Origin of the sequence: Vibrio sp. J2-3(2022) (assembly GCF_021725735.1) — a bacterium.
GTDB lineage: Bacteria > Pseudomonadota > Gammaproteobacteria > Enterobacterales > Vibrionaceae > Vibrio > Vibrio diabolicus.
This window is the reverse complement of sequence record NZ_JAKKCK010000001.1, coordinates 324661-350459: the sequence shown is the minus strand read 5'-3', so window position 1 is coordinate 350459 and position 25799 is coordinate 324661. Positions and strand designations below refer to the sequence as shown.

26 protein-coding genes are annotated in these 25799 nt (G+C 43.6%); 8 read left to right on the top strand and 18 right to left on the bottom strand.

Features of this window, described 5'->3' with window-relative positions:
* Positions 1-43: 43 nt before the first annotated feature.
* The 3 genes from L3V27_RS01680 to L3V27_RS01670 are packed head-to-tail and all read right to left on the bottom strand — an operon-like array spanning position 44 to position 2397.
* Positions 44-391, bottom strand: coding sequence for a phasin family protein (locus L3V27_RS01680; RefSeq protein WP_005398278.1), 348 nt, complete (start codon positions 389-391; stop codon positions 44-46).
* Positions 392-435: 44 nt separating this feature from the next.
* Positions 436-1644 carry an acetyl-CoA C-acetyltransferase gene (locus tag L3V27_RS01675; protein ID WP_031780700.1) on the bottom strand — a complete coding sequence of 403 codons (1209 nt, stop codon included), beginning with the start codon at positions 1642-1644 and terminating at the stop codon, positions 436-438.
* 12 nt (positions 1645-1656) lie between these two features.
* Positions 1657-2397, bottom strand: a complete 741-nt coding sequence (locus L3V27_RS01670) for an SDR family oxidoreductase (RefSeq protein ID WP_005398281.1) — start codon at positions 2395-2397, stop codon at positions 1657-1659.
* Positions 2398-3392: 995 nt separating this feature from the next.
* Between L3V27_RS01670 and L3V27_RS01665 the strand changes: the two genes are divergently transcribed.
* Both L3V27_RS01665 and L3V27_RS01660 read left to right on the top strand, forming a co-directional pair.
* The gene (locus L3V27_RS01665) at positions 3393-4013 is read left to right on the top strand and encodes a LysE family translocator (protein ID WP_041853084.1); all 621 of its coding nucleotides are present in this window, start codon (positions 3393-3395) and stop codon (positions 4011-4013) included.
* A gap of 16 nt (positions 4014-4029) precedes the next feature.
* Positions 4030-4296: a hypothetical protein gene (locus tag L3V27_RS01660; RefSeq protein ID WP_012842361.1), complete on the top strand. Its 267-nt coding sequence runs from the start codon at positions 4030-4032 to the stop codon at positions 4294-4296.
* A gap of 62 nt (positions 4297-4358) precedes the next feature.
* Here L3V27_RS01660 and secF read toward each other — a convergent pair whose 3' ends face one another.
* From secF to L3V27_RS01640, 4 genes are all read right to left on the bottom strand, one after another.
* Positions 4359-5261 (bottom strand): protein translocase subunit SecF, encoded by a 903-nt coding sequence (gene secF / locus L3V27_RS01655; protein WP_005397711.1) that lies wholly within the window; start codon positions 5259-5261, stop codon positions 4359-4361.
* Between the two features lie 2 nt (positions 5262-5263).
* Positions 5264-7102 carry a protein translocase subunit SecD gene (gene secD, locus L3V27_RS01650; RefSeq protein ID WP_237310830.1) on the bottom strand — a complete coding sequence of 613 codons (1839 nt, stop codon included), beginning with the start codon at positions 7100-7102 and terminating at the stop codon, positions 5264-5266.
* Positions 7103-7266: 164 nt separating this feature from the next.
* Positions 7267-7746: a hypothetical protein gene (locus L3V27_RS01645; RefSeq protein ID WP_145472767.1), complete on the bottom strand. Its 480-nt coding sequence runs from the start codon at positions 7744-7746 to the stop codon at positions 7267-7269.
* A gap of 125 nt (positions 7747-7871) precedes the next feature.
* Complete coding sequence (locus L3V27_RS01640) at positions 7872-8540, bottom strand: SH3 domain-containing protein (protein ID WP_237310829.1); 669 nt, start codon at positions 8538-8540, stop codon at positions 7872-7874.
* 103 nt (positions 8541-8643) lie between these two features.
* Between L3V27_RS01640 and L3V27_RS01635 the strand changes: the two genes are divergently transcribed.
* Together L3V27_RS01635 and L3V27_RS23400 are read left to right on the top strand one after the other, a co-directional pair.
* Positions 8644-9192, top strand: a complete 549-nt coding sequence (locus L3V27_RS01635; protein WP_237310828.1) for an ATPase — start codon at positions 8644-8646, stop codon at positions 9190-9192.
* A 271-nt stretch (positions 9193-9463) separates the two neighbouring features.
* Complete coding sequence (locus L3V27_RS23400; RefSeq protein WP_031780651.1) at positions 9464-9694, top strand: hypothetical protein; 231 nt, start codon at positions 9464-9466, stop codon at positions 9692-9694.
* A gap of 24 nt (positions 9695-9718) precedes the next feature.
* Here the strand turns inward: L3V27_RS23400 and L3V27_RS01630 are convergent, their stop codons facing one another.
* Positions 9719-10342 carry a class I SAM-dependent methyltransferase gene (locus tag L3V27_RS01630; protein ID WP_005397716.1) on the bottom strand — a complete coding sequence of 208 codons (624 nt, stop codon included), beginning with the start codon at positions 10340-10342 and terminating at the stop codon, positions 9719-9721.
* 5 nt (positions 10343-10347) lie between these two features.
* Positions 10348-10803, bottom strand: coding sequence for an Lrp/AsnC family transcriptional regulator (locus L3V27_RS01625; protein WP_031780652.1), 456 nt, complete (start codon positions 10801-10803; stop codon positions 10348-10350).
* 148 nt (positions 10804-10951) lie between these two features.
* On the opposite strand from L3V27_RS01625, the gene L3V27_RS01620 reads away from it, so the two are divergent.
* Positions 10952-11878, top strand: a complete 927-nt coding sequence (locus L3V27_RS01620) for a DMT family transporter (protein WP_237311549.1) — start codon at positions 10952-10954, stop codon at positions 11876-11878.
* A gap of 94 nt (positions 11879-11972) precedes the next feature.
* Complete coding sequence (locus L3V27_RS01615) at positions 11973-12635, top strand: flagellar brake protein (RefSeq protein WP_065646235.1); 663 nt, start codon at positions 11973-11975, stop codon at positions 12633-12635.
* A 2-nt stretch (positions 12636-12637) separates the two neighbouring features.
* On the opposite strand, the gene L3V27_RS01610 is transcribed toward L3V27_RS01615, so the two are convergent.
* From L3V27_RS01610 to L3V27_RS01575, 8 genes are all read right to left on the bottom strand, one after another.
* Entirely contained in the window at positions 12638-13675 is a 1038-nt protein-coding gene (locus tag L3V27_RS01610; protein WP_114323366.1) for a DUF2955 domain-containing protein, read from the bottom strand.
* Between the two features lie 12 nt (positions 13676-13687).
* Positions 13688-14746: an HlyD family secretion protein gene (locus L3V27_RS01605; protein ID WP_237310827.1), complete on the bottom strand. Its 1059-nt coding sequence runs from the start codon at positions 14744-14746 to the stop codon at positions 13688-13690.
* Between the two features lie 35 nt (positions 14747-14781).
* Positions 14782-15237 carry a MarR family transcriptional regulator gene (locus L3V27_RS01600; protein WP_005397727.1) on the bottom strand — a complete coding sequence of 152 codons (456 nt, stop codon included), beginning with the start codon at positions 15235-15237 and terminating at the stop codon, positions 14782-14784.
* A gap of 301 nt (positions 15238-15538) precedes the next feature.
* Complete coding sequence (luxQ, locus tag L3V27_RS01595; protein WP_005397731.1) at positions 15539-18115, bottom strand: quorum-sensing autoinducer 2 sensor kinase/phosphatase LuxQ; 2577 nt, start codon at positions 18113-18115, stop codon at positions 15539-15541.
* Positions 18115-19212 (bottom strand): autoinducer 2-binding periplasmic protein LuxP, encoded by a 1098-nt coding sequence (locus L3V27_RS01590; protein WP_237310825.1) that lies wholly within the window; start codon positions 19210-19212, stop codon positions 18115-18117. The genes luxQ and L3V27_RS01590 overlap by 1 nt, the downstream gene beginning before the upstream one ends.
* Positions 19213-19532: 320 nt before the next feature.
* A complete protein-coding gene (locus L3V27_RS01585; RefSeq protein ID WP_012842363.1) occupies positions 19533-19853 on the bottom strand; it encodes a GIY-YIG nuclease family protein in 321 nt (106 codons plus the stop codon).
* On the bottom strand, positions 19850-20500 hold the full coding sequence (locus L3V27_RS01580; RefSeq protein ID WP_152815489.1) for a YceH family protein: 651 nt from the start codon (positions 20498-20500) through the stop codon (positions 19850-19852). The genes L3V27_RS01585 and L3V27_RS01580 overlap by 4 nt, the downstream gene beginning before the upstream one ends.
* A gap of 165 nt (positions 20501-20665) precedes the next feature.
* On the bottom strand, positions 20666-20869 hold the full coding sequence (locus L3V27_RS01575; protein ID WP_031780656.1) for a hypothetical protein: 204 nt from the start codon (positions 20867-20869) through the stop codon (positions 20666-20668).
* A 241-nt stretch (positions 20870-21110) separates the two neighbouring features.
* Between L3V27_RS01575 and L3V27_RS01570 the strand changes: the two genes are divergently transcribed.
* Positions 21111-21425: a DUF496 family protein gene (locus tag L3V27_RS01570; RefSeq protein ID WP_005373603.1), complete on the top strand. Its 315-nt coding sequence runs from the start codon at positions 21111-21113 to the stop codon at positions 21423-21425.
* A 121-nt stretch (positions 21426-21546) separates the two neighbouring features.
* On the top strand, positions 21547-22884 hold the full coding sequence (locus L3V27_RS01565) for an MATE family efflux transporter (RefSeq protein ID WP_237310823.1): 1338 nt from the start codon (positions 21547-21549) through the stop codon (positions 22882-22884).
* A gap of 62 nt (positions 22885-22946) precedes the next feature.
* On the opposite strand, the gene L3V27_RS01560 is transcribed toward L3V27_RS01565, so the two are convergent.
* Positions 22947-25583 (bottom strand): ATP-binding protein, encoded by a 2637-nt coding sequence (locus L3V27_RS01560; protein ID WP_237310821.1) that lies wholly within the window; start codon positions 25581-25583, stop codon positions 22947-22949.
* Between the last annotated feature and the right edge of the window lie 216 nt (positions 25584-25799).

The following is a 25799-nucleotide window of genomic DNA, read 5'->3' as shown; positions in this document are numbered from 1 at the left end:
AAATTAGGGTCTAGAGACCCTAAGGCGGCGAGAATCGGACAAATTACGCTGGAGTAACAGTCTTTAGATTTTCCGAAGTCATTTTCTCAACGTCTTCTTTGAACTCTTTTGCAATAGCTTGAAGCTTGTTGCTGTCGTCCATCATTTGTTGAGAAAGCTTAGTAAGAACGCTTAGTTGCTGGCTGTTGAAAGCAGTCAATGACGTTACGTCTTTGATTTCTGATGCCGCTTTCATTTGGTTCAGACCCACTTCGCTGTAAGTACGAATTGCGTTCAGTTGAAGCTCAGTCAACACTTCTACGTTTTTTGTCACTAGCTTGTTGAACTTCAAGTAAGGTTCTAGATTTTTTTCAGTTTGATCGCTAAAGGTTTTGAAGAAATCTGTGTACATGGTTTATCTCCTAGAGAAAGAATTAAAAATGTCCGTTTAAATAATTACTTAACTGCTTTTATAACCACAGCCGTCCCCATGCCGCCGCCCACACAAAGTGATGCGACACCATATTGACCATTTTGCTTATGAAGCTCGTGAACAAGCGTCACTAAGATTCGGTTGCCCGAAGCACCAAGTGGGTGACCTAGCGCGATAGCACCACCATTAAAGTTCGCTTTATCTTGAATCGCGTTAACGGGAACTTGGTTGGTTTCCGCCAACTGATGAATCACGCCAAGTGCTTGCGCAGCAAATGCTTCGTTCAACTCGTAAACGTCAATGTCGTTTACCGTTAATTCCGCTTTTGCTAATGCTTTATTGACTGACTCCACTGGACCTAGACCCATGATTTTCGGATCAAGTCCCGATTGCGCATAGCTTACGATCTCAGCAATAGGCGTGAGTCCATGTGCTTTAACTGCGCTCTCAGACGCGACGATAATTGCACTCGCACCATCGTTAATACCTGATGCATTCCCCGCAGTCACAGTGCCTTCACGGTCAAAAGCAGGGCGCAGCTTGCTTAACGCTTCCATAGTCGCATTAGCCTTTGGGTATTCGTCGGTATCGAATAGCACCGTTTCACGGCGTTGCTTTACTTCTACAGGCACAATTTCGTCTTTGAATTTGCCCGCTTCGATTGCCGCCACCGCTTTCTGTTGGCTAGACAGCGCATACTCGTCTTGCTGTTGACGGGTTAGGCCGATTTCTTTTGCAACGTTTTCTGCCGTCACACCCATGTGATATTGGTTGTAAACGTCGGTTAAACCGTCCGCTACGAGCAGGTCTTTCAGCTCTAGGTTGCCCATTTTGTTGCCATCACGAATACTGCTTGGTGCGGCAAACGGTATCTGAGACATGACCTCAACACCTGCTGCAACAACAATCTCTGCATCGCCACTACGGATATGTGAAACCGCATCCATGACGGTTTTCATGCCACTGCCGCAAACCATGTTTACACCATACGCAGGAACCGCGTCCGGAATCCCAGCGAACAATGCCGCCTGACGACCGACTCCCATGCCTTGACCTGCGCCGACAACGTTGCCAACAATGACTTCGTCAATCTTGTCGGCATTCAACTTCGCCGCTTCCAATGCGCCCTTAATCGCTACTGCTGCCAAATTGCCAGCAGAGGTATTTTTCAGACTGCCACCAAAGGCGCCAATTGGAGTGCGCTTCGCTGCTACGATAAACACTTTTTCCATCATCTTATCTCCTTAGTGCATGTATAGGCCGCCGTTCACCGACAAAGTCTCACCGGTGATATAGGCTCCTGCATCGCTGACCAAGAAGCTGACTGATGCTGCAATTTCTTCTGGTGTAGCAAGGCGTTTCATTGGGATTTGATTCGTGATGGATTCCAATACTTCTGGCTTCATTTGCTCAACCATTGGTGTACCAGTGTAACCTGGCGCAATAACATTTACTGTCACACCCGAACGAGCACCTTCATACGCCAACGCTTTAGAGAAACCTATCATCCCAGCTTTCGCCGCCGAGTAGTTTGCTTGACCAAACTGCCCTTTTAGGCCATTGACTGAAGAGATGTTAATAACACGACCACCGCCTTTTTCGCACATCGCAGCGAACAGAGGTTGCGTAACGTTGAATAGACTATTGAGGTTGGTATTAATGACGTCATTCCAAGCTTGCGCAGTCATCTTTTTAAACACGCCATCACGTGTGATACCTGCGTTGTTGATAACGACATCAATGGTCCCTTCTTCCTCAAGCAATTGCGCTAACTTTGCTGCACACTCTGCAGTGTTTGTTACGTCCAACTCAAAAAGGCGAACCTGATCTTTGGTAAACCCTTTACTGTTGAACCACTCCAACGCACATTCATAGTTGCCTGTGAAATACGTAGCGATTACACGGTAACCATCATTCACTAATTGAGAGGAAATAGCAGAACCAATTCCGCCTTTTGATCCGGTGATCAAAGCGACTTTCTTCATCGAAGACTCCATTCTTAACGGCATTTAAAAAAGCAAACTAAATACACTGATGAAATAAATCACCAACTGACGTGTTTATTTATTCTTTTGGCTATCAATCCTGTGATGCCTTTTATTTTAAGTTAAACCAGAAATATTACATTTCAAATAAAAAACTAATCCATTTGCATAAGATTGATTTAGATCTCATTAAACATGAAATGTTATAAAATGGTTAACTATTTATAAGTCATTGTTTTAAATAAAATAAAGTTAAACACAAGCTTATCAGAACATAAATTTAATCATTGTTTATCAATAAGTTACATACCGAACAGTGGACGTTACATCATCTCATGATTTCAGATACTACTCTCATGATCAGAGTTGTTATCTATAAATACGATTAGAATAATAATTCAAATATCAATATAAGCAATTGTGAGTAATATCATTTAATTACTAACTTAAATGATATTACTGACAGTATAACCTTAATTTTATATTTATAGTTTTACTTATGAAAACTGGTATATTTAGAATGTAAAAAATAGAAGAAAACGTCTCATTTTGGTGCAGTTCGCACTATTATGACGCAGCAATTAAAAAATAATTTCAGTTTTATTTTAAATATCCAAATAACATCAATTAACTAGCATTTAACGTATCGAATCACTTTTTATCTATTGAAGTACCGGTACGGTGCAATATTCGATAGTGCCATCTCCTAAAGCAATCATCTAGATTCTTTAACCCAGTAAATTGATGTTATACCCAAATGACGTCAAGATGCAGAAATCGTGTCAGTGACATGCTCCGCAGGGCGAGTTTCCTTATCCCACAGCCTTTGTTAACGATTTTTGATTTAGAACCACTAGATCTTCAAATCGTTGCCGTGCCTGTGAGCCAAGTCATTCTCGCTGAACCTAGCACCTTGAGGTTATTTGGGGATAGTATCCTTTATCAATTTGCACTATCTTTGTGGCTTCTATCAAATCACTTAGTTATCAACAAACATGAATCTTGCATTGCTCAGTATGTTCATCCCTACCTTCTTTTTTGTCTCAATTACACCAGGAATGTGCATGACGCTCGCCTTAACGCTAGGAATGAGTATCGGTTATCGCCGCACATTATGGATGATGATTGGTGAACTCGTCGGTGTCGCGCTGGTTTCAGTCTCGGCAGTACTAGGGATCGCAGCGATCATGCTCAACTATCCTTGGATGTTTATCGCACTAAAGTTTATTGGTGGCGGCTACTTACTCTATCTTGGTGTAGAAATGTGGCGATCTCGAGGTAAGTTAGCAATAAATGTCGATAATTTGGAGACACCCAGAAGTGGTAATGTCGCGCTCATCATGCAAGGCTTCGTTACCGCTATCGCAAACCCAAAAGGCTGGGCATTTATGATTTCTCTGCTGCCGCCTTTTATCGATCAAAATGCGGCTCTTGCTCCACAGCTGATCGTGCTTGTCTCCATCATTCTTCTTTTTGAGTTCATTTGTATGTCTCTGTATGCCACGGGTGGTAAAGGACTGAAACGCGTGTTGGGTCAATCAAAGAATGTGCGCCTGATGAACCGTATCGCGGGCACTTTAATGATGGGGGTTGGTGTTTGGCTATTACTGAGCTAAAGCAACGCTGGAAATGATGAAAAATATCCTAAGAAAAATTACGCGAAACATAAGTGAAGTATTAGATTTTCAGGCCCGGGTTTGGGTCGTAAACGTTTATGCTGGAGAACACAAAGGCGAATCTTACGTTGTAAACGAAGACAGCTTTTCCGAGCCATTGCAATGGATGAAAAAGAAAGGTTATCACACATCCATGCTGCGCCTGGTTGAATCGATGAAGCGCTCTCAAATCATTGAGTTCGATTTAGGTCACGTCAAACACCGCCTGATGCGTGTGAAATAGCACAAAGTAAAACGCCACTCAAACTGAGTGGCGCAAGCACTTTTTACCTTCAACACCTCGCATTACGGCGCGGTATCAATCTCAACAGGCAAGTAATGCTTCGGTTCTAGTTTGAACAGTTCAGGTAATACGGTACCAATGGAAATGGAAGACCATGTACCTGATAGCACACCAATAAACATCGCTGTTGAGAAACCCGCTAGCGGTGCTCCCCCCATAATCCATAGTGCACCAACAGTAATCAGTGTTGTGCCTGAAGTCACCATCGTTCTAGAGAACGTCGCGATGACAGCCTGGTCATTGATGTCTTCCATTTTCCAACTTTGTTTCGCGATCAGTAGCTCACGAATTCGATCTGAAATGATGATCGAATCATTCAATGAGTAGCCTAAAATTGCCAATACGGCAGCAAAAACCGTTAGGTTGAATTCCATTTGGGTAACGGCAAAGAAGCCGAGGACGACAATTACGTCATGAGCCAGAGCAAATACAGAGCCACTCGCTAGGCGCCACTCAAAACGGAAACACAAGTAACCAAGGATGCTCAGCACACAAATCAATAGTGCTAAACCGCCTTGATCAAACAAATCCTGACCAACTTGAGCACCAACAATACTGTTGCTGACGACATCAACTTGATGTGAAACTGGCTTTAATACTTCTTCCACACTTGGCAGAGTTTGTCCTTCTTCTGGGGCGGAGTAGCGAATAAGCCAACGACCATCTTCACCTGTGCGGGTGACAGAGGTTGATTCACCAAGTTTTGGTTGCAGTGCATCAAGCAGATCGTGGTTGGTTAACGACTTATCGACTTTCACTTCTGTCACCATACCACCAGTGAAATCCAAGCCAAGATTCAACCCTTTAAAGCCCAGAGCACCAAGTGCGATCACCGTCAAAACGATAGAAACTAGCGTAGTAAAGTGGCGAATTTTACGAATATTTTGTTTTAGCATTTCGACCATGATTAAACCCTCACATCACGACGGGCATCTCGGCCCCAAATTAAATTGATCATTGCTCGAGAGGCAAATACGCCTGTAAACATACTGGTTAACAAACCTAATCCGAGTGTTAAGGCAAAGCCTTGGATCGGGCCGTTACCGATGGCGTATAAAATCACGGCGGTGATCATGGTAGTAATGTTGGCATCAAGGATGGTCGAGAACGCGCTATCAAAGCCTAGATCAATCGCTTGAGCGAAACTGCGGCCTTCACGCATTTTGTCCTTAATACGTTCGAAGATAATAACGTTGGTGTCCACTGCCATACCAACGGTTAACACCAACCCTGCAATACCTGGAAGCGTTAGCACCGCACCTGGTAACAAGGCAATTAGGCCAAGCAAACAAAGCATGTTGGCACAAAGCGCCACATTCGCCACCCAACCTAAGCGACGGTACCAAAGTGCCATAAAGGTCAGTGTTAACCCCATACCTAAAGCAAGTGCCGCAAAACCATTTTCAATGTTTTCAGCTCCCAAAGAAGCACCAATAGTACGCTCCTCTACGATAGTAACCGGGGCTGTTAGCGAACCCGCACGAAGTAATAGCGCTAACTGCTGCGCTTCGTCCATGCTGCCAGCGCCGGTAATACGGAACTGGCTACCAAGTTGAGATTGAATAGTCGCAACGCTGATAACGCGCTCGCTGCGCTCTGTTACGCCACGATCGTTTGTCTTGTATTCGCGATAAACCGTCGCCATTGGCTTGCCAATATGCGTTGCAGAGAAATCACTCATCTTTTTACCGCCCGCGTGGTCAAGCGAGATGTTAACTTCTGACATACCCATATTGTCGACGCCTGCACGAGCATTAACAATGTGCTCACCCGTTAGGACTGGTCGTTTCTCTAGAACAACAGTTCGGCCATCGTTATCTTTCAGTACAAGATCTTGGCCGCTTCGCGCTTGGCCTGCATCTTTCACTTCGTAGAATGCCAAACTCGCAGTGGCACCAATAACGTTTTTCGCTTGTGCTGGGTCTTGTACACCTGGGAGCTCAATACGAATGCTGTCTTTACCCTGACGCTGAACTAATGCTTCCGTAATACCTAGCTCTTCAATACGACCACGCATAATCTTCAAGTTTTGTTGCAATGTCGTTGATTGGAACTCTTGAATATTCTGCTCACTTGGCTCAAGAACAAAACCGCGAGACGAGCTTTTCACCAGCCAACCAGGATAGTTTTGACGCAAGAATTTGTTTACTTCAGCTAGGGCGGTATCACTCTCACTGTTTACCGCAATGCGGTTACCACTTTCTGCGCGAATTTGTACACCACGCACGCGCTGATCTCGCAGGCTTGCTTTGATCTCATCGATCAAAGCATTACGTTGCTCCTCAAATGCTTTATTTACGTCAACATTCAAGAGGAACTGTACCCCACCGCGAAGGTCAAGACCGAGTTTGATTGGGCTAAACCCCATCTCATTCAGCCACTCTGGAGCAACAGACACATATGAGAAGGTAATGCTGTCTTCTTTATTTAGCTCATTGTTTAGTAACGCACGAGCTTTGCTTTGCGCATTTTCATCATCGAATACAATGGTTGTTTTACCATCTTTTTCGATGATTTTGTCTGCTGAGATGTGATTGGTTTTCAGTAGTTGATTCAACTGAACAACCGACATTTCACTGCTGTTTTGGTTTGAAAACGTTAGCTGGATCGATGGTTGCTCACCGAACCAAGTCGGAATCGCGCTTAACGTTAAGATAATGACCGTCGTGATTAATACGACATATTTCCAAGCTGAATAGTGATTCATCAGCTTTCTGTTCTTTTGCTGCTTTGCTGTTTTTTTCATGTAAACATCATCCCTTCACTACGAAGTGAAGCTTTTAATAACAAGGCTTAACACACGACAGATGCCCCCAGAAAAAATTCAGGGTATGAAATGCTCAGGACGGTTACGCCCTGTTGAATACAATCGTCGTGTTAAGAGTGCACAATGGTGCAAATAGATGGTGTTTAGGCAGAAAACTGACTATTGAGTGCGACGTACATTGCGTTGGTCTCTTTCCAACCAGAAATGCGATGCTCGCTTGTGAAATGATAAAAAGTGTACTGGTTTTGACGCCAATTGATATCCATCAGGCTGTAGGCATAACCTGCGTCAGCATAGAAAGGCGTGTTTAGGTCACCAACAACGTCAACATGCTCATCATCGAGGCCTTCACGTAAGTGAGAAACCCAACGTTGAGTGTTAAATAGGGCTAGCGTATCGAGTCTTGCGTGACTTTCAGAAATCGGAGACTGCGTCGTTTCTTCTGAGACCTCAGAAAAATCGATTGAGGTATTTGCAAAAGCAATACTCGCAACAAATGGTTGCAGCTTAGAAAAGTAAGGTAAATGAGCTTTCTGATCGATTTGCGCAGCAAAAACATGCGCTGGTAGCAACACCATCGCAAGCAGCATAAAAAGCAATTTTTTCAAGCAAATCTGAGACATAATAACTCACTAAAAACAAAACGAGTCGAGTTTTTTCACTCGACTCGATGATAGTATTCCTATTAATTATGGTTCACAACTAAAAAGTTATAAATCTCTAGAGGCTTTAAACTAAAGGCGCTCTGTTAGCGGTAAAAGATATCGCCTTTATCGACATCTAAATAGATTTTGTTTTCTTGCTCCAAACCACCACAATAAATGAAGTACACATTGCGCTTGTCATAAGTAACCGAACGAACCCAGCCACCGAGCTCTTCAAAATCACTCGGATCACAGGTTTCATCGTCTAACAATTGCTGGGTTTTCTTGCGGAAGATGTCCAAGTGGACTTTTAAATCATCCGACTTCTGCAAATATCCATCCAGTATTTCCAAACGCTCTTGTTCTTTAATAACTGGCTCTGCATCAGATAATCCTTCGGCATTCAACCACTCAGCTTTTTCTTCACCGCCCTCTTCATAAACAAGGTAACCAGAGATTCGATACCAACCATCCACTTTTTCTAACACCGATACTTTTTCTCCCTTATAGAGCGTATCGACAACCAAAGCATTAGCATTTGGCTTATTGTAAACATTGATTCGACGCTCAATGACATAGTATTCAGTCACTTCAGGAGGGGAGGTTTCTAAATCCAGAATCGGTTTGGATGTTTCTTCTTCCACTGGCGCTTGCTCCACTTGCGCAGCTTTTGGCGCTTCAGGTTCATCTTTTTGCATAAAGAAGAAATAGTATCCAGCACCCGCCCCACCGAGCAACAGTATGACAATCAATGCGATGAGAATTTTCTTCATGTACTTTTCCTTTTCATTCTTTGTTCTTATCTCACCGGCAACACGCATGTCGCGGAAATTTGGGTATATACTCAAAAGGGTCGGTCAACTAACGCGAGCAATAATGATCAACAAACTCAATTGGATACTGTTGCTTCTTCTGTTCCCCATTATGGGGCACGCCAATATTCAATGTAACCCATCGTCGTGGAATGACAATCTTACCCAATTCAATCGTTTAGAGTCCAATTACAATAAGCATGTTGAGGTATTCAATGCACTTTTAGCCGAACATAAGCAGCGTCAGTTATTGTCCCAAACCTTTTCCCTACATGAACTCGTATTACTTTGGCGCGCCCGCTCGAACCAAAATGCGTTCAAAGCTCAATTAAAAGCCTCCATTCAATATAAAGAAGAACTCACGACTAAAGCTAATGAGTTGATTAAATTGAGCACACAATCTCAATGGTCAGCAAATGGATGGAAGAAACTTGCCCAAAAGTGCCGTGAGTCAAACGAAACTGCCAATCAAATCACTGCGGAGTGGTATAACACCAACGCTTTGCAACTTACCGAGGATTACAAACGCCTTTCTTCACAGTACCAAGCACTAGCGCAACTCTATGATAAAGAAGCGAGATCGCTTCAATACGCTCAAGATGTTTCGAGGTAAAAATCGAGCCCGTTTTGAAAAGACGATGTCGGTTTTTCACTCCAATATTGGACGTTATTCGTGCTTTAATTCCCTCTTTTAGTGATCCCAACATTATATGTAAAAAATGGGACTGTTCCCTTTTACAAACTTGACTAAACCATGACCAAGAGAGGCAACTTATAGAGACATACGTCACAATAATGCTTTACTTATGGCCAATTTTTGGTTAATTTACCCATTAATAAAATTTAATAAAAAGTCACATTTGGCTGGAGATGATGCTACAACCATGGTTATCAATCGATTAAGTAACAGGGACTGTCCTAATGCTACCAAAGCCAAGTTTTTGTCAGTAGTTAGGCACGTAAAAGAGTTTGGTTCAATCAGCGATTTGGACCTTTGTAAAATCTTCGGAGAAACAATTTGGAGTGATGGGAGGGAATACCATTCAGCTGCGTTCTCATTCAAGGTTGATAGATACACAGGTAACTGTGAAATCTCACAATACAAGCACCAATAAGGCTTAAGAATTTATAAGGCGGAGTCAGGAAACTGATTCCGCTTTTTTGATCATCGCGATCGTAAAGTCGTGATCGGAATAACCCTCGATCAATTGTGCGTCTGGACATAGCCATCGGCAATAGCGTAACACCCCAACTTTATTATGCGATGCGAGCATTCTCATGCTCGGCAGCTTTTCTTCATCCAATAAGTTAAACACGCACCCTTTCTCTGCGGCCCGGTACATTTTCTCGATCATCTCAATGGTATGATTTGGATTCGCGGATTGATAATTCAATGATCCAGAAGCAAAGACATAATCACTGCGGGGCAATACCAACGTTGAAAAGTCACCGCATACGAACTCACTTTGAGTACGAAAGTCCCGCTTTCTGGCCTCAGAGATAAACTGTTTTTGCTGATCAATGCCAATATAACTTTGGGGGCGCAGATTGTTGAACTCAATAAACGCTAATAAGTCTCCGTAGCCGCACCCAATATCTAAAAGACTTGAACCGTCTAACGTTAACCCACGGCACAAGGCTTCAAATCGACTGATTTGGCTGTACTTATCTCTCCATCCCAGCGTTCGCGCTCTGTCTGTACCGAACTGTCGGTATCGCTTTCGGTGATAGTGAGCAATCTTAAGTCTATCGAGAAATTTCATCTTTCTTATGCATAAATCGGCAAGCTTCCATTTCCTTTCACTTGTCTAATCGCCAAGTGCGTATGGATATCTTTTACGTTTTCTAATCGTTGTAGCTTTCTAGTGAATGTTTCATAGCCAGCGAGATCTTTGCTGACCACTTCTAACAAATAATCATAAGCCCCTGATACAACATGGCACGAGATCACCTCGTCCATTTCAACAACAGCATGTTCAAATTCATCAATCGAAGAAGCTTGGTGGTTGTTCAAACTGACTTCAACAAATACAGTCATCGCAATACCCACCGTGTCTCTGGACACAATGGCTCGATAACCGCTAATTACGCCCTCCTGCTCTAAACGCTTAATGCGTCTTGCACAAGGTGATGCCGATAATCCTACTTTGTCAGCGAGCTCTGCCGTAGTCAGGGTTGCATCCTTCTGCATCAAGTTGATCAGTTGCCTGTCAATTTTGTCCATTTATCCTTCCGTGCCAATAATCACTAACAATTGACATTTATACGCGCTTTATCACCAACATCAAGCTTAATTACGTCAAACTTTGCCTCCCTTTGGCACGAGTTTTATTCAACAATTAACACATCATTTACAAATGGACATGCCGACAATGATCTTGGGATACGCAGCTATATTAACGACCTTACTGCTTTGGTCTGGTTTCTTTATTTCTTTAAAAGGGGGCGCAATTTCTAACTTGCAGCCAGCCGATATCGCGCTAGTTCGCTTTCTAATCCCAAGTTTAATTTTATTACCATTTGTGATTAAGCATAAGCAGGCGCTTCGCGTCGTGCCTAAACGCTACCTAACTGGTGTTGTGGTAGGGAGTGGCCTGCCCTACCTGCTGGTCGTCGGCACAGCTATGCACTTCGCTCCCGTGGCGCACGGCAGTGCATTAGTACCTGGCACTTTGCCATTATTTGTTTCGGCTATCGCGGTGTTGTGCTATCAACAGTCGCTGAGTGCTCACCGCTTAATCGGGCTTTCTACGGTGTTGTTAGGGATTTTCGTATTCCTTCTTTCTAATAGCGGTGCAGAGTACAACTGGTCTCAATTACAAGGCCACATCCTGTTTCTAACCGGTAGCATTATGTGGGCAGTTTTCACTATCAGTGCTCGTGTTGCTAACCTTAATGCGCATGTCTGTGCTGGATTCGTTGCAATCGCGTCTTTGGCACTGCTCATCATTGCGGTTGGCTTCGGATGGGTAGATAGTTACCTAGCGATAACGCCGATCAGTCAGTGGCCGCGGGAAGAATTATTTGGCCACGCGATGTTGCAAGGTGTCGGCGCAGGCTTAATCGCCTCTTTTACCTTTATCTATGCAATCCGAATTATTGGCGCCGAAGCCAGTGCTGCTTTTGGGTCATTAACTCCAGTCGTCGCGACACTTCTTGCCGTTCCAATTTTTGGTGAACAACCAGATTCACTGACTTGGTTAGCGCTGATGCTGGTAACCTGCGGCAGTATTGTGGCAAGCCAAATCTTTATGAAAGATGGAATGAGCCAAACTTATCGCCCACCACTTCACAGATAGCGATAATTTTACAAAAACTTTTGTCCTACTATCTTGAATAACAAAATGGCGTTTTGATAGCCTCGATTTAACCAATAATTAAAACGCCAATGTAATGCCTGCCACTCATACTAAAGATGAACTGCATAGATTCCTCAAACCGGGAATGAAACTTTCGACTAATTTCGAGTTTGGGCCTAAGGACCAGTATACGTATTCCACCACCTATCTTGGGATGAAAGAGAACGCGTATTTGATTCTTGATATACCGATGCGTTTGCTTGAAGAGCAAGTGATGAGAAAACTCCCAAACGCCGATGTCATCGTGCGTGGTGTATCAGATACGGAGTTAGGCCATGTCATTGCATTTAAATCCAGTGTTCTAACAACTGCGGTTCGTCCTTCGCCCCTTTTATTTATTCGAATTCCAGGAACATTTGCAACCAAACCAGTCCGGGAACACGAACGATATAAGCTGCAAATGGATTGTAAGATTGTTCACGCGGGGAATGTTTACGACGGTAGCCTTATCGACTTCTCACTGGCAGGTATTGGTATCTCAACCTTTATAGAGCCAGAATTCAACGTTGGTGAAAGTGTCACTATCGACTCTTCTCTAAGTCACTATATCGGAGAAGAAAATCGGTGTGTCATTGCCAACATTAAGAAGTTGGTGAAAGGCTGGGTAATAGGAATTAAGTTTGAAAGCCCAATAGCGATGAGTCACGAGCTAAAAACAGAGTTACTGGAGCAGTCCTTTCTAACCAGTAACGTCTGAACTTACTGCTGGCTAAAGCGCGTCGCCTCAAAGCTGTTGAGCACTCTGTGCACCGCATAGGTCACGAGCAGAGTGACAACAATAGCAAACAAAATACTACTCACGCGATACAGAGCGCTGAACATTAAATCGCCATCCGGAGTAAGGTATTGGCCAAATAAAATACCTAATGTGGTTAATCCGCCAAATCCGGCTCCTGAACCACTAGACTCTTTTACGTGCATATAGCTGAACATCATCGCGCCAATCCACAGTAATGGGACGATAAACAGCAAGGTATCCGACCAATCGTATAGTACGAGCTGCCCAGCGATACCAAAGGTTACCCCCATCAAGGTCCCCATTGCTCTTTTGCGCGCATACCCTAAAGCACCGTTCCAATGCATAGGAAACAATAAAAGCAAAGTTGTCGCCTGAGCGGACATAGAATCACTAAGATCAAATAGCTGGAACACCAAGAAAGACATTGTAGCGATGCTCGCCCCCATAAGAGCTTCATGACGCATGCGGTGACTCTGTTTAGGCTGAGATGGTTTTGCCGGTAACTGACGAGGCTCTGCATCAGGGATCAAAAATGTCACGACGTAGGCCACGATCACTGAAATAACGTTCGCTTGTAGGTTGCTGAATATTAGATCATTTAAGTCGGTTGTTGGATAACTCGCAAAATGCAGCATGATGCTTAAGCTCAGCACGCTATTTGCCCCAAAGAGGAATAAGCTCCCTTTTGACATACAGGCGAACTTATACAAAAACAACCCGAAGGCGATGATCGTCATCATGCCAGGATGTCCACCAAATAGCCCACCAAGAATACCGACCTCCAATCCGCATACGACCGCTGAAAAAATCAGCTGTCGTGCAGCATGCAGGCTCATGACTGGTACCATTCCAAGTAACAACATCGGTGTTACGGTAAAAAATACGCCATAATTCCAGCCAAAGACCTTACATAAGGTGAAGCCAATGGTCGCGCCAGTTGCAATGCGCAAACACTGACGGAAGTCGTTTTCCGACATGGGATGATCCCATAACTTCATATCGCCTCCCCGTTAATAAATGTAATGAAGAAGACTCAAAAATCGGATCTGACATCTCGCTAACCAGCCAGATAACGAGTTTTCTGGCAACAGTTGCACAGTCGCACGTGCCCCGGCCGGAAATGCGCGCTGTTGAGGTTCATCGATAGCTAAATGTAAACGTAAACGCTGCGCGTCTCTCACCCAACGGTTTGAGTCAGTCGGTGTCGCTAAGCGGCCATCTGCATCAAACTGGCCTGAGCTTACCCCTGCATCCACACTCGTAATACGAGCTTCAAATACGTCACCTGGCAAGCTATCAAAAGCCACTAACGCCCGACTGTTCTGATTGAAGTGTCGCAGACTCTTTTCACGAAAGTCGGCAATAATATCCACGTCATCCGAGACTAAAGCCACAAGAGGCGTACCAGCTGCCGCATAGGCACCCGTTTCCAGCTGCAAGTTAGCGACAACGCCATCATGTTCAGCAATTACTTGAGTGTAAGACAGATTAAGTTCCGCTTGTTTTAGCTGGTTTTGTGCCACGCGGATATTTACATTCGTTGCACCTAAATCGCCTCGGTTTACTTCCAACTCTTTTAAACGAGCGCGTGCGGCCAGTAAGTTTGCTCTGGCTGCCGTTGCACTACTTTGTGCGTCATCACGCTGTTGTTGCGAGGTGCCATTGCGATGAAACAATGTATCAAGACGTTTGGCTTCGCGAACTTTTTGCTCGGCGACAATTTTGCTTGCTTCAACGTCCGCTTTTGCCGCTGCAATAGAGGCATCAAGCTGTTCATTATTTTGAGTCACACGCTCAAGGTTAAGTTGAGCCTTTTCTACGGCGAGCTGATAAGGCTGTGGATCAATCTGGAATAGTAGATCGCCTTGGCTTATTTCTTGGTTGTTGGCAACATAAAGATGCGTAATCTGTCCACTCACACGGGGAGCTACTTTAGTTACCACTCGCGTTGCCATTGCCTGGGGCGTCAGTGGCATGGCGAGATCTGCGACTAGAAAATAGGCAAAGACAAGGACAAACGCGACGCAAGAATACTTGATCCAACGTGCGAATTTTTGATCTGGAGTCATAGGCGTTTACTTCTCTTTTAATTCGGGTTTCTGACTTATTCGCTAAGTGAATCAAGTGCATTGTGAGCAATCTGATCGAGGATCAATGAAAGCTTTTGAAGCTCTTGGTCATTGATTTCTGTCAGTAGCTTGCTCCGTACTTGAAGAATTCGAGTCTCCATTTGCTTGAGTAGGGTTTTACCTTCTTCTGTAAGGCTAACAATGCGTGCTCGCTTGTCATGCTCACTGCAATGGCGAGTGATCAGAGATTGCTCTTCTAATAGCTTTAATGTGCGCATCAGCGATGCCAACTCAATCTCAAGCGCTTCAGCCAAATGCTTCTGACTAACGTTGTCGCCCATTCGATAAAGTTTCCATAACGCAGTCCAACGCGGGTACGTCAGGTTTAAAGGCTCCAACTCGCGATCTGCAACCATTTTCCACAAACGGGCAACACGAGATAACTTTTCAGCCAGAGAAAGGTCGCGCAAACTGTTGATGTCTTGAATCATAAGATCTACTCAATTACTTAGCTTGCTAAGTAATATAAAATAGTTAGCACGCTAAGTAAATAAATTTTTGTGATTTAAATCACATAGAATATGCCATTGGGGAACAAGTTTGCGTAACGCAACGTAGTACTTGGGTTGAATAGTAGTGATATACGACACTAAAGGTGATATCAGCACTCCTGGCTTATCAACAAGTGAAGCATTGAGATACAAAAAAAGCACAACCCTAAGTTATGGCGTTGTGCTTTTCGGTTTAGTGAGCGGTTGAATTATCAATTAAGGCTCATAGCGAATGAGTTCATCACGTTCGTTCAATTAAGAATCGCTGCTTGAAGTCAACAAAGGCTTCATGCAGCGCATTTTCTTTAATCGGTTTGAGCAATACGTAATTCGCGCCCGCCTCCATAAACGCATCACTGGTTTCTTTCGCCGTATCGGCAGTACAAGCATAAATTGGCGTGCCTAACTTCAGCTTCTGTCGGATCTCTTTGGTTGTTTCAATTCCTCCAAGATGCGGCAGTTGGTTGTCCATCAAAATCAAATCGTAAGTATGATCTTTTAAGAACTCCATCGCTTCCAATCCATCTTTTGCCCAATCAACCTGCATTTTGTACTTGTTACAAAATGCTTTAAGAATGAAGGCATTAGTATGGTTATCTTCTACCAACAGTACTTTTAGACTCTCTGCGAATAACTCACCAGGTTTAACTCTCAGGCTTGAATCAAGAGGGGTGAGCACTCGCTCACGATCTTTCACTGGCATTGTAATAACAAAGGTCGTACCCAAACCTTTTTGGCTACGTACTTGAACGTCACCTTCCAGCATATCGACGAGGCTTTTCACAATGGTCAGTCCCAAGCCACTGCCACCGTATTCTCGAGTGGTCGTTGCTTCCTCTTGAACGAAAGGTTCGAACATTTGGTCGAGCTTATCAGGCTCTATGCCGATGCCCGTATCCGTAATTTCCACTACCAACACACTATTTTCGGCGCCGTAGAACTGCTCCAGTTCAGCATGCAAGCGTACGCTGCCCGAGGGGGTAAACTTAACTGAGTTACTGACTAAGTTGAATAAAATTTGGTTCAGACGAACTTGGTCAGTAAAGATTTCAACATTGGGATCAATCTTGTTTTCAATGACAAGGTTAACGCCTTTATTTTCGCAAATTGGACGATAAATGTTTTCTAACGTTCGAATCGTGTCAGTGAACGAAAACGGGTGCTTTTGAATATTAAACTTACCCTGCTCAATCTTCGAAAAATCCAAAATATCATTCAAAACAGCAAGTAAGTGCTCACCACTATGTCGGAGTACATCAATTTGGTTATTCTGCTCTTCCGTTTCGACCGAGTCTTTTAATAATTGAGCAACTCCTAGAATGCCATTGATTGGCGTTCGGATTTCATGGCTCATTTTAGCCAGAAAATCGGCACGTGCTTGGGCGGATTTTTCTGCCTCTTTACGTGCCAAGTTACTTTGTTTTTCCGCTTCAATAAGCGTCGTAATATCCTGACCTTGAACAATGATACCGCTGATATCACCGTCAACTCGAATCGGCGATAAGTTCCAGCGATATACCTTGTCTCCAATTGGTACATTGACGCCAGTTAACGTGGCTCCTTGAGCTGCCATTCGCAGGTGAGGCATCAACTTTTCTTTGAAGCCTTTAAACACTGGGTGCATGGTTTCAATGTCGTTTTCCATGACCAATTCTTTACGGGCTGCCGGATTGATTTGGATGAGTACTCCAGACTCTGACCACACCATAATCGGCGATAACGCAAAGTTAAACAGATCGCGGAATGAACGCTTTTGCGCTTCCAGCTCTTCAAAGGTGTTTTCTAGTGTCGAACCAATATGATCGAACTCCTCGATATCCGATCCGCCAAATCGTTCGAACCCTTTTTCTTCACGAGCCGAACGAGTGTATGCCATCAACGAGCCAAGCTCTTCGACGACTCGATTCTCAATCCACTCTTTGGTCATCAACGCAATCATCACCATCCCGATAACTGAAGCCAACATCGCCAAAAGGTGCTGGATTTGCAGCGTCACAACACTCTGATTGTCTTGCACGGTTAGTAAACACAAATCCGTCGTGGCAGCATTGACTTCGATAGGGGTTTTAATGATCAACAACTGGTCAAGCTTTTGCTGAGACTCTCGCCGCTTCAGAACATCAAATATCTTGTACGCTTCATCTCCGACTAGTGAGCTGGCTAGTGGCGTATCGTTGGCCACCAAAACAACATTATCAACGTTTCCTTCGTTTTTTAGTCTTTCCATCAACCCGAAGTTGTTATCTAGAACAACAACATTGTAAGAATACCCCATCACTTCACCGGTTTTAGGTTGTAAAACCGGTACACGACGCAGTAACAGGTGGCGAGTTCCCATTGGGGTATGTGAAGGAAGGTAATACCAATTGTTGCTAAAAGTCACTTGGCTCGCGAGGTCATTGAGAATCAAGTTATTGATGCCATAGAAATGCGCATTCCCATCATCCCAAATAATGCCTTGGTGATCGGTGAGAAAGCGAAATTCTGGCGTATGAGAAGGATCACTCTGGTCAATACTCATGAAAAAGTAATTGAGAGCTTCTTCATCCCGTTCTGTATAAAAATCTAAAACAACATCACTCTTCGAGTTACTGTTGTGATGAATCTGAATCGCAGCAAAATGGCTATCAAAAATATTAAGAATCAGCGCTGACGTCTGTTGCTTGGTTCTATCCACTTCCTGCCAAATAATTTGCTTCGAGAAGTAATAACTCTGAACGAAGATGCCTAAAATGATCGGAGCAAGTACGAGAATGATTATTTTCGTAATAAGCGTCGACAATGAGCGACGCTTTCTTGTTTTTGATGTAGTTGTCATCAATTGTCTGAGTATCTAAATGCGCGTTTTCTTAATGCTTCAATTCTTTCTGGAGAATCAGATTTCGTGACGACTTCAAAATCACCAGAATAAACGGTTGGAACGGGTTTCCCTTCAAGATCCCACTTAATCGCTTCTGCCATTGCAATGCCAGTATCATCGTTCATACGCATAACAGTAACGTCTAACTCCCCTTTCGAAAGCGCTTCTAATTCTGCAGAGCCGCCACCCCAGCCGTTGATCATGACATCTTCACGCCCTAATTCTTTCAGCGCATCAACAGCCCCTAGCGCCACATCTGTAGAACACGCATAAATAAAATCGACGTCAGGGTATTTTTCCAAACTCGCTTTTGCTGCTTCATACCCAGACTGCTTTGTCGCTTTGGTATAGTAAGCAGATTGTAGTTCAAAGTTGTTATCACGGTTGACTTGATTGATAAAGGTATTACCTCTGATATCGCTGATATATCCTTCTGAAAAGTAGAGCACACTATAATGGCTCTGTTTTGGAAAACGCTTACCAAACTCCACGGCAAGCTCACGGCTGCCTTCAGCATGATCAAAACCAACATAAAGGAACGGTTGGTGATCCTCCCAATCTCTTACCGGTGTAGTGATATTTTGTAAGATCAACTTGGTTTTCTTTGAGTCTAAGACGTGTTCAACAAACTTACGATGCCTAGTGGTATCGAGAGTGAAAATCAGATAATCGGAGTTGCTCTTCAGCGCTTCCATTAAAGACAAACTTTGTTGCTTAATATCTGCGTTGGGACGGGTAAAAACTTGATTAAGTTGATAGTCGATATCAAGTTTATCTAAACGCTGTTCAAATGCGTCTATATTTCGAATCCAATAATCCGAAATCTGTTGACCTGGATAAACCACAGAAATTTTTAACGGACGCTTTTTGTCTCTTTCAACCGGAACAGGAGTCTCTCGCACGGCGTCAGCCAACGCATTCGTTAACTGCTTCTGTTCTGGAAAATGTTCTAAAAATTCTTGATATGCCCAATACCCGTTGAGGACTTGAGTGGCTTGCGCTATCGGCGCGACAGTGGCCATTGACATCAGGGAGAATACTAACGCTTTTTTCATCTACTGCTCTTTTAGCTTTTTATGAGCCTAATTCAGCTCTATTCGTTACCTAGCCGAGTCATCCTTTACTCTTGTAATCTACCTTCCTCTGAGTGCCTGTTTCAATAATAAATTGGTTCTTAGTCTGAGTTGGAACGAATAAACGTTTATTGTGTACCTAATTGTAAGGTCACAAAATATCATTTCTCCTTTTCATACTTTGAGTGTTTAAACAGAACACCAACCCATTATGCGTCAGTTTGTTCTTACATGGTACTCCAAAACTAAAAAGAAACCGCCTCAGTGGACGGTTTCTTTGTTATTCGGCATGTCGCGAACGCTTATTTCGATAAAGCCATTTCTAACATCATCTGCTGATTTTCATCAACGACAATACTTGCTTTTGACGTAACAAGTAGCTCTTTCTTAGCTTTTGTTAGTTGCTTAATATAATACTCAGCCCGCATGGCAAGTGTCTTTGAATCAAAATCCGAAGACCACTCCAATACCAAGGGACCTTTTCCTTTTAAAGCTTTCGCTCCTTTGCCCGTTTGGTGCTGATTAAATCTTCGCTCAACATTGTTTGTGACACCGCAATACAGCGCATTGCGGTTATTTCGTATCAAATAGACACTCCAACGCTGCGCTGTATTTTCAATCATGAAAGTAGTGACTCGACCTTAGCTTTTAGTTCATCGAGCTCTTCTTTAAGCTGAGCAACTTCGAGCTCTAACTGGCTGACTCGATCAGAATTAGAGCCAGCCGCTGACACTGGCACTGCTAGCTCAGAGACGTCAACGTCGCCACAGAACAAATGCATATAGCGTGATTCTCGCTTCCCGGCTTCACGCGGTAACTTGACCACTAATGGTCCTTTTTCTTCGCTTGCTAAGTGCTCCAAAACCGTTTCAACTTCTTTTACATCATGAAATGTCGCGAGACGATTGGTACGAGTGCGAATTTCCCCAGGCGTTTGAGCACCACGCAAAAGCATACAACATACGATTCCCTTCTCTTGTTCTGTCAGTTTTAAATCACCAAACTCCGTATTACAGAAACGGTGCTGATACTTGCTAACACGGCTGTTAAACGCACTTTCGTCACTGACGAGCCTACGTTCAATTAGAGCATCAACGGCATCGAGAACGTCTGACTCAGAGAGCGACATTACGGGATCACGGTTGCTTTTTTGATTACACGCGTTGGTTAATGCGTTTAGGCTGAGGGGGTAAAGATCTGGGGTGGTGACTTCTTTTTCGATCAAGCAACCAATGACTCGTGCTTCAATTGCCGTTAGCTCAACTTTCATAATGCATTTCCTTATTATTTTTGCATTTGACTTGGTACCTAAATCGCTTCGATATCATGCATCATACATTGGCAAAGAGATGCAAGAAGCGTTAGCGATTCAGGTGTCGGTGTCAGGCTAAAGCATAGCGCAAGACCTGGCACCCTTTGCGAATCGGGTCAGGTATCAATGCTCCGAGAGAATTGGCACTTTCGTCAAATTGCCATCTTGATCAACCATCATTATTTTTGAACGATTCAGCTCAACTTCGATGATTTCGAGTTGCTCGCGAGCGTTGATATACGCTGTTTTTAACTTTTCAGCCACAGAGCGAGTGGCTTGCTCATTATCTTGACTACTTACTTGCTCCGCAGTGTTCCCAGAGTCCATATCAAGTTCATCATTTTGCATTCAATGGTGTTGATAATATAGTGAAGGCCACGTTATGACAATGAATCGATGGATTCTACGATGTTGCCCAAAACTCGATTAGAGAAGCGTGATTATGTGGACACATCGCAATTGGTTGAGAAATGTTCAACTCTGCATTGTGATTGATCTAAAGACTGTTATGCCACTGGATGTTGTGCTTTAATCGAGGAAGATATTCATAAAATTAGGAAAGAGAACTATGAGTAGCGTATTTGAAATCGTTAACCAAGCTCGTCGTAAAAACAAACTAAAACGTGAGCTGCTTGATAACGAAAAGAAAGTTCGTGATAACCGCAAACGTGTTGACCTTCTAGAAAACCTTCTAGATTACATCAAACCAGAAATGACTCACGATGAAATCGTCGCAATCATCAAAAATATGAAAGCAGACTACGAAGATCGTGTTGATGACCACATCATCAAAAGTGCAGAAATCTCTAAAGCACGTCGTGACATCAGCCGTCGTATTCGTGAACTGACTGAAGAAGACAAGCAAACTAGCGGCAAAAAATAAACGCTTAAGCTAGATTTTCCAACCCCGAGTAAAGCTACCTTACTCGGGGTTTATTTTTGTCTCTAAACTAAGCGCCGTGTACAATCAATCCAACTCTTATTCCTAACGCATTCAGCTTTCTATGTCCTCAACTACGACAAGTACACAACCAACACTTGCAAAACAATTATTTACGATGACTTGGCCAATGCTATTTGGCGTTCTATCTTTAATGAGCTTTCAGCTTGTAGATAGTGCGTTTATCGGTCAGCTCGGCGTTTTACCTTTGGCCGCTCAAGGTTTTACTCTTCCGTTGCAAATGGTCATTATCGGAATTCAAGTCGGTTTAGGTATCGCCACGACCGCTGTCATTTCTAAAGCGCTTGGTGCGAATGAAAGTCGTTATGCCAAACAGCTCGGTGGCTTAGTTTTGATGATTGGCTCAATCGGTGTAGCCGTTTTTGGAGGGCTAATTTGGCTTTTGCGCTACCCCATTTTATCTCTATTAAGTGCTCCAGAGTCTGTGATGCCGATTATCAACAGCTACTGGCCTTGGTGGCTGCTAAGTTCATGGACTGGCGCGGTTTTATATTTTTACTACAGTATTTGCCGGGCTAACGGCAACACCATGTTGCCTGGCACAATGATGATGGTAACCAGCGGCGTGAACCTTGTGCTCGATCCACTATTTATTTTCACGTTTGACTTGGGTATTAACGGAGCAGCAATAGCAACCATCGTTGCTTTTGGGTTTGGTATTTTAGTCGTCGCGCCTCGCGTGAAGAAGAACCACTGGGCAACAACGCAGTGGCAAGACCTCAACGTGGCTAAAAGTGTTGCGTCTATCGGTAACATCATGGGACCTGCGATGATCAGCCAACTGCTGCCTCCGTTGTCGTCCATGTTAGCAACAAAGTTATTGGCAAGCTTCGGGACCGCCGCAGTCGCCGCTTGGGCGCTCGGTTCACGCTACGAATTCTTTGCTATCGTTTCGGTGTTAGCGCTGACAATGTCTATGCCCCCAATGGTCGGGCGCTTACTTGGCGCAAAGAACTACCAAGATATCCAATCGCTAGTCAGTATTGCCGTAAAATTCATTCTGGGCTTTCAACTTTTGATCGCAGCCATTACGTTTGCCGTCGCAAACCCACTTGCACTACTGATGACCAGTGATGTTCAAGTAGAGCAAGTATTAGAAATGCATTTGCTGATTGTTCCTGTCAGCTTAGGTTCACTAGGTGTATGTATGTTGATGGTTTCTCTTTGCAATGCATTAGGTAAGTCTTACACCGCGCTCACCATTTCAGCGCTACGCTTGTTTGTCTTTTTCCTTCCTTGCTTATGGGTTGGCGCTCAAATGGGGGGAATCCGAGGTCTACTTTTAGGCGCTTGTATCGGCAACATTCTGGCGGGCATTTCCGCTTACCTAACCTATCGACAAACCATACGTAAACTCGCTAGCGCTCAAGCAAACGCATAACAATGCATGGTTAAAATAAAGCCCCTTTGATTGTGGCTTTATCGTCTTGAAATGTTATCGATTTAGGCGAGTTTTAATTCATTGAAGAGCTCAAATAGCTGATTCGATTTATAAGGCTTAGGTAAATAAGCATCCATACCTGCAGCAAAACAGTTGTGAATGTCTTCTTCCAAAACACTCGCGGTGAGCGCAATAATGGTCGTTTTCTCACGCCCGGCTTTCTTTTCCCAACGACGAATTTCTTTCGTCGCGGTTAGTCCATCCATCACCGGCATCATACAATCCATTAAAATTGCATCGAATTCTTCTCCCTTTGTGATGGCTTCCAACGCTTCTTGTCCATTGCTTGTTATCAAATAGTCATACCCTGCTTTATCCAGAAAGAAACTCGCGATTTTCTGATTCATCAAGTTATCCTCCGCGATTAAGATCCTCCTGTGAGAGCGCGACGTTCGATATTCATACTTTGGAACACCATTAGTGACAGCGTCACTTGAAATGGTTTTTTCTACCTTCGCTAAATCGTCAATGACATGCTTAAATCGATTGCCAAGAAAAGGCAATGTGAGTACAGCATGTACTCTTTCTGCATTGTCGTAGGGAGTGGATAGATGATGCTGACAAATAATCACACGACGAAGATCATATTTGAGTGACAATTCATCTAAGGCTTCATCCGTATTGGAGTCGTCACTATGGCACAGAAATATGACATCAAAGTCATCGTTTATTGCTTTTACTTCATTAACATTATTCGCACCAAAGAGATTGATTTTCGCTAATCGACACTCTTTCAAAAGTTGATCAGCGTAATCGTAATTTGTGCAGATCAAGAGCCCTTTATTTATCACGTCCGAGCGCCAGCCAAACACCGGAATAACATCAACCTCAATAGAGAATTCAAAGCATGTGCCCACTCCTTTTGTGGATGTCGCTATAAGCTGCCCTCCCATCATGGATACCAGTTGACGACAAATTGCCAATCCCAGTCCCGTTCCGCCGAACTGCCTCGACACCCCTTCATCTTCCTGAGTAAAGGGTTCAAAAATCGTCGTTAACTTATCTTGTTCAATGCCTATCCCAGTATCTTCGACTTTAAACATCAGCGTTCCGCGCTCGTTCTCCGGTAACTCGTCATAACTGACATCAACATGTATATGACCGCTTTCGGTAAACTTGACCGCATTCGATACCAGATTCGTGATGACCTGCTTGATTCGATGATCATCAACCATCACTCGAGTTGGAATGTTTTCAGCTAAGTTAATCCCCAGCTCTAGCTGTTTAGATGTGGCTTTGGATTGAAATAAAACCATCGACTGGTACACCACCTCTCGGATATCGGCCTCGACTAACGACAACTCCAGTCGACCAGATTCGATTTTAGAAAGATCCAAAATATCGTTAAGCAAGGTAAGTAATGTTTGAGATGAAGAGTCAATGTCATCAACGACTTCTTGTTGATGGGAAGATAACTCGCTTTGAGAGAGTATCTCCGTCATGCCCATAATACCGTTTAGGGGGGTACGTATTTCATGCGACATGTTGGCAAGAAATACTGATTTAGCGCGATTAGCAGACACTGCTGACTCTTTAGCATGGAGTATTTCGTCTGTTTGTCTCTGCTTTTCTTCAACCACTCGATTCACTTGCTGAGCGAAAATCGTCAGTTCATCACTGCCATCGACTTTGACTTTCGTCTGTTTCTCTTCATCGTTGATCAGCGCCGTTAAGGTATGAATAATCGCATCTAGTTTGCTATTAACCCGAAACCAAGTGCCAAAGCCAAGCCAGCAAAGCATGACGATAACCAAAATAACGCCAGAGGTAATCATCGCAATATTGGTCTTTTGTTCATGAACTTGTGTTAGGAGCGACTGCTCTGTTTGTTTCGTGAACCCATCAATGAGTACTTGCAAGCGTTGCACACGGAAATCGAGTTCTCTCAAATACGCTTCATAGTCACTACGTGACATGTCCCCTGACATTAATCGCCCACGAGATGCCAAATTTCTCTGATATCTCGGCGACGTAAACAAGCCTAGCAATTTATCAACTTGATCGTATGACCCTCCTAAATTTAAAAACGCATCCAAATTTTGCTGCTGTCGATCAATAGCCTGAAAAAACAGACTCTGGCTCAACCGACTCTTAGGATCTTGAACTAGGCGATGTGTCAACCAGGCTTCTTTCTGTGTCCAAAAAGACAGCTGAGCAAGGTAAGCAATAAAATTCTGCATTCGAATACCGTCCTCACTGCCATACCACTGATGATTTTGTAGCAAAGAGCGCGACATATTTTGAAGCAGTTGAAATGCCCAATCGCCAAGGTCATCCATCTCGTCCAACCTACCGGATAATACCCCTAGCATGGCCTCTTTCAGCTCATCAGCATATTCAGCGGTATTGGGGTTACTGACGAATTTTTGATGCATGGAAGAAATAACACCGTCTTGTTCTTCTATATTAAGTGCGGCTGATGCTTGAAGCGTAGGCTGGCGGCGTGCTTTCTCTATGGAGTAAATAAAATGAGAGGCTTGGGATATCAACTGAAAACCTTGGATATTGATTACCGTTTGATTGAGACGGCTTACGCGCAACGCATTGTCAGAAAACTGCTGAACTGCAAAAACCACTATCACCACCGTGGGTAATAGTGCGAGGAGTGCTAAGCGTGTTTTTATTGATAATCTCAACATCCATCAGCCCAATGGTTGATCTCATCCGATTATTTAATACTAGACTAGTTTCTAGCATTGAAAGGCATATACGACATGGTTACTTTAAAACAACATTCACCTACCAAAACCATGGTCATTCCGCTTGTTTCGCCATCGGTCAATGAAATGGTAATTGTGACTCGAATCATACTTTTTGATCTTCAAGCTGAGTTCAAACAGTTAAGTTTCACTCAT

Bases quoted from the DNA above. Each gene is read 5' to 3' on its own strand.
- L3V27_RS01670 (WP_005398281.1), bottom strand. From the start codon at position 2,397: ATGAAGAAAGTCGCTTTGATCACCGGATCAAAAGGCGGAATTGGTTCT.
- L3V27_RS01575 (WP_031780656.1), bottom strand. From the start codon at position 20,869: ATGGACTCTGGGAACACTGCGGAGCAAGTAAGTAGTCAAGATAATGAG.
- L3V27_RS01675 (WP_031780700.1), bottom strand. From the start codon at position 1,644: ATGGAAAAAGTGTTTATCGTAGCAGCGAAGCGCACTCCAATTGGCGCC.
- L3V27_RS01620 (WP_237311549.1), top strand. From the start codon at position 10,952: ATGATCTTGGGATACGCAGCTATATTAACGACCTTACTGCTTTGGTCT.
- L3V27_RS01615 (WP_065646235.1), top strand. From the start codon at position 11,973: ATGCCTGCCACTCATACTAAAGATGAACTGCATAGATTCCTCAAACCG.
- L3V27_RS01645 (WP_145472767.1), bottom strand. From the start codon at position 7,746: ATGTCTCAGATTTGCTTGAAAAAATTGCTTTTTATGCTGCTTGCGATG.
- L3V27_RS23400 (WP_031780651.1), top strand. From the start codon at position 9,464: ATGGTTATCAATCGATTAAGTAACAGGGACTGTCCTAATGCTACCAAA.
- L3V27_RS01625 (WP_031780652.1), bottom strand. From the start codon at position 10,803: ATGGACAAAATTGACAGGCAACTGATCAACTTGATGCAGAAGGATGCA.
- luxQ (WP_005397731.1), bottom strand. From the start codon at position 18,115: ATGACAACTACATCAAAAACAAGAAAGCGTCGCTCATTGTCGACGCTT.
- L3V27_RS01640 (WP_237310829.1), bottom strand. From the start codon at position 8,540: ATGAAGAAAATTCTCATCGCATTGATTGTCATACTGTTGCTCGGTGGG.
- L3V27_RS01590 (WP_237310825.1), bottom strand. From the start codon at position 19,212: ATGAAAAAAGCGTTAGTATTCTCCCTGATGTCAATGGCCACTGTCGCG.
- secF (WP_005397711.1), bottom strand. From the start codon at position 5,261: ATGGTCGAAATGCTAAAACAAAATATTCGTAAAATTCGCCACTTTACT.
- L3V27_RS01560 (WP_237310821.1), bottom strand. From the start codon at position 25,583: ATGTTGAGATTATCAATAAAAACACGCTTAGCACTCCTCGCACTATTA.
- L3V27_RS01570 (WP_005373603.1), top strand. From the start codon at position 21,111: ATGAGTAGCGTATTTGAAATCGTTAACCAAGCTCGTCGTAAAAACAAA.
- L3V27_RS01605 (WP_237310827.1), bottom strand. From the start codon at position 14,746: ATGACTCCAGATCAAAAATTCGCACGTTGGATCAAGTATTCTTGCGTC.
- L3V27_RS01565 (WP_237310823.1), top strand. From the start codon at position 21,547: ATGTCCTCAACTACGACAAGTACACAACCAACACTTGCAAAACAATTA.
- L3V27_RS01630 (WP_005397716.1), bottom strand. From the start codon at position 10,342: ATGAAATTTCTCGATAGACTTAAGATTGCTCACTATCACCGAAAGCGA.
- L3V27_RS01680 (WP_005398278.1), bottom strand. From the start codon at position 391: ATGTACACAGATTTCTTCAAAACCTTTAGCGATCAAACTGAAAAAAAT.
- secD (WP_237310830.1), bottom strand. From the start codon at position 7,102: ATGAAAAAAACAGCAAAGCAGCAAAAGAACAGAAAGCTGATGAATCAC.
- L3V27_RS01600 (WP_005397727.1), bottom strand. From the start codon at position 15,237: ATGATTCAAGACATCAACAGTTTGCGCGACCTTTCTCTGGCTGAAAAG.
- L3V27_RS01665 (WP_041853084.1), top strand. From the start codon at position 3,393: ATGAATCTTGCATTGCTCAGTATGTTCATCCCTACCTTCTTTTTTGTC.
- L3V27_RS01635 (WP_237310828.1), top strand. From the start codon at position 8,644: ATGATCAACAAACTCAATTGGATACTGTTGCTTCTTCTGTTCCCCATT.
- L3V27_RS01610 (WP_114323366.1), bottom strand. From the start codon at position 13,675: ATGAAGTTATGGGATCATCCCATGTCGGAAAACGACTTCCGTCAGTGT.
- L3V27_RS01580 (WP_152815489.1), bottom strand. From the start codon at position 20,500: ATGAAAGTTGAGCTAACGGCAATTGAAGCACGAGTCATTGGTTGCTTG.
- L3V27_RS01660 (WP_012842361.1), top strand. From the start codon at position 4,030: ATGAAAAATATCCTAAGAAAAATTACGCGAAACATAAGTGAAGTATTA.
- L3V27_RS01585 (WP_012842363.1), bottom strand. From the start codon at position 19,853: ATGATTGAAAATACAGCGCAGCGTTGGAGTGTCTATTTGATACGAAAT.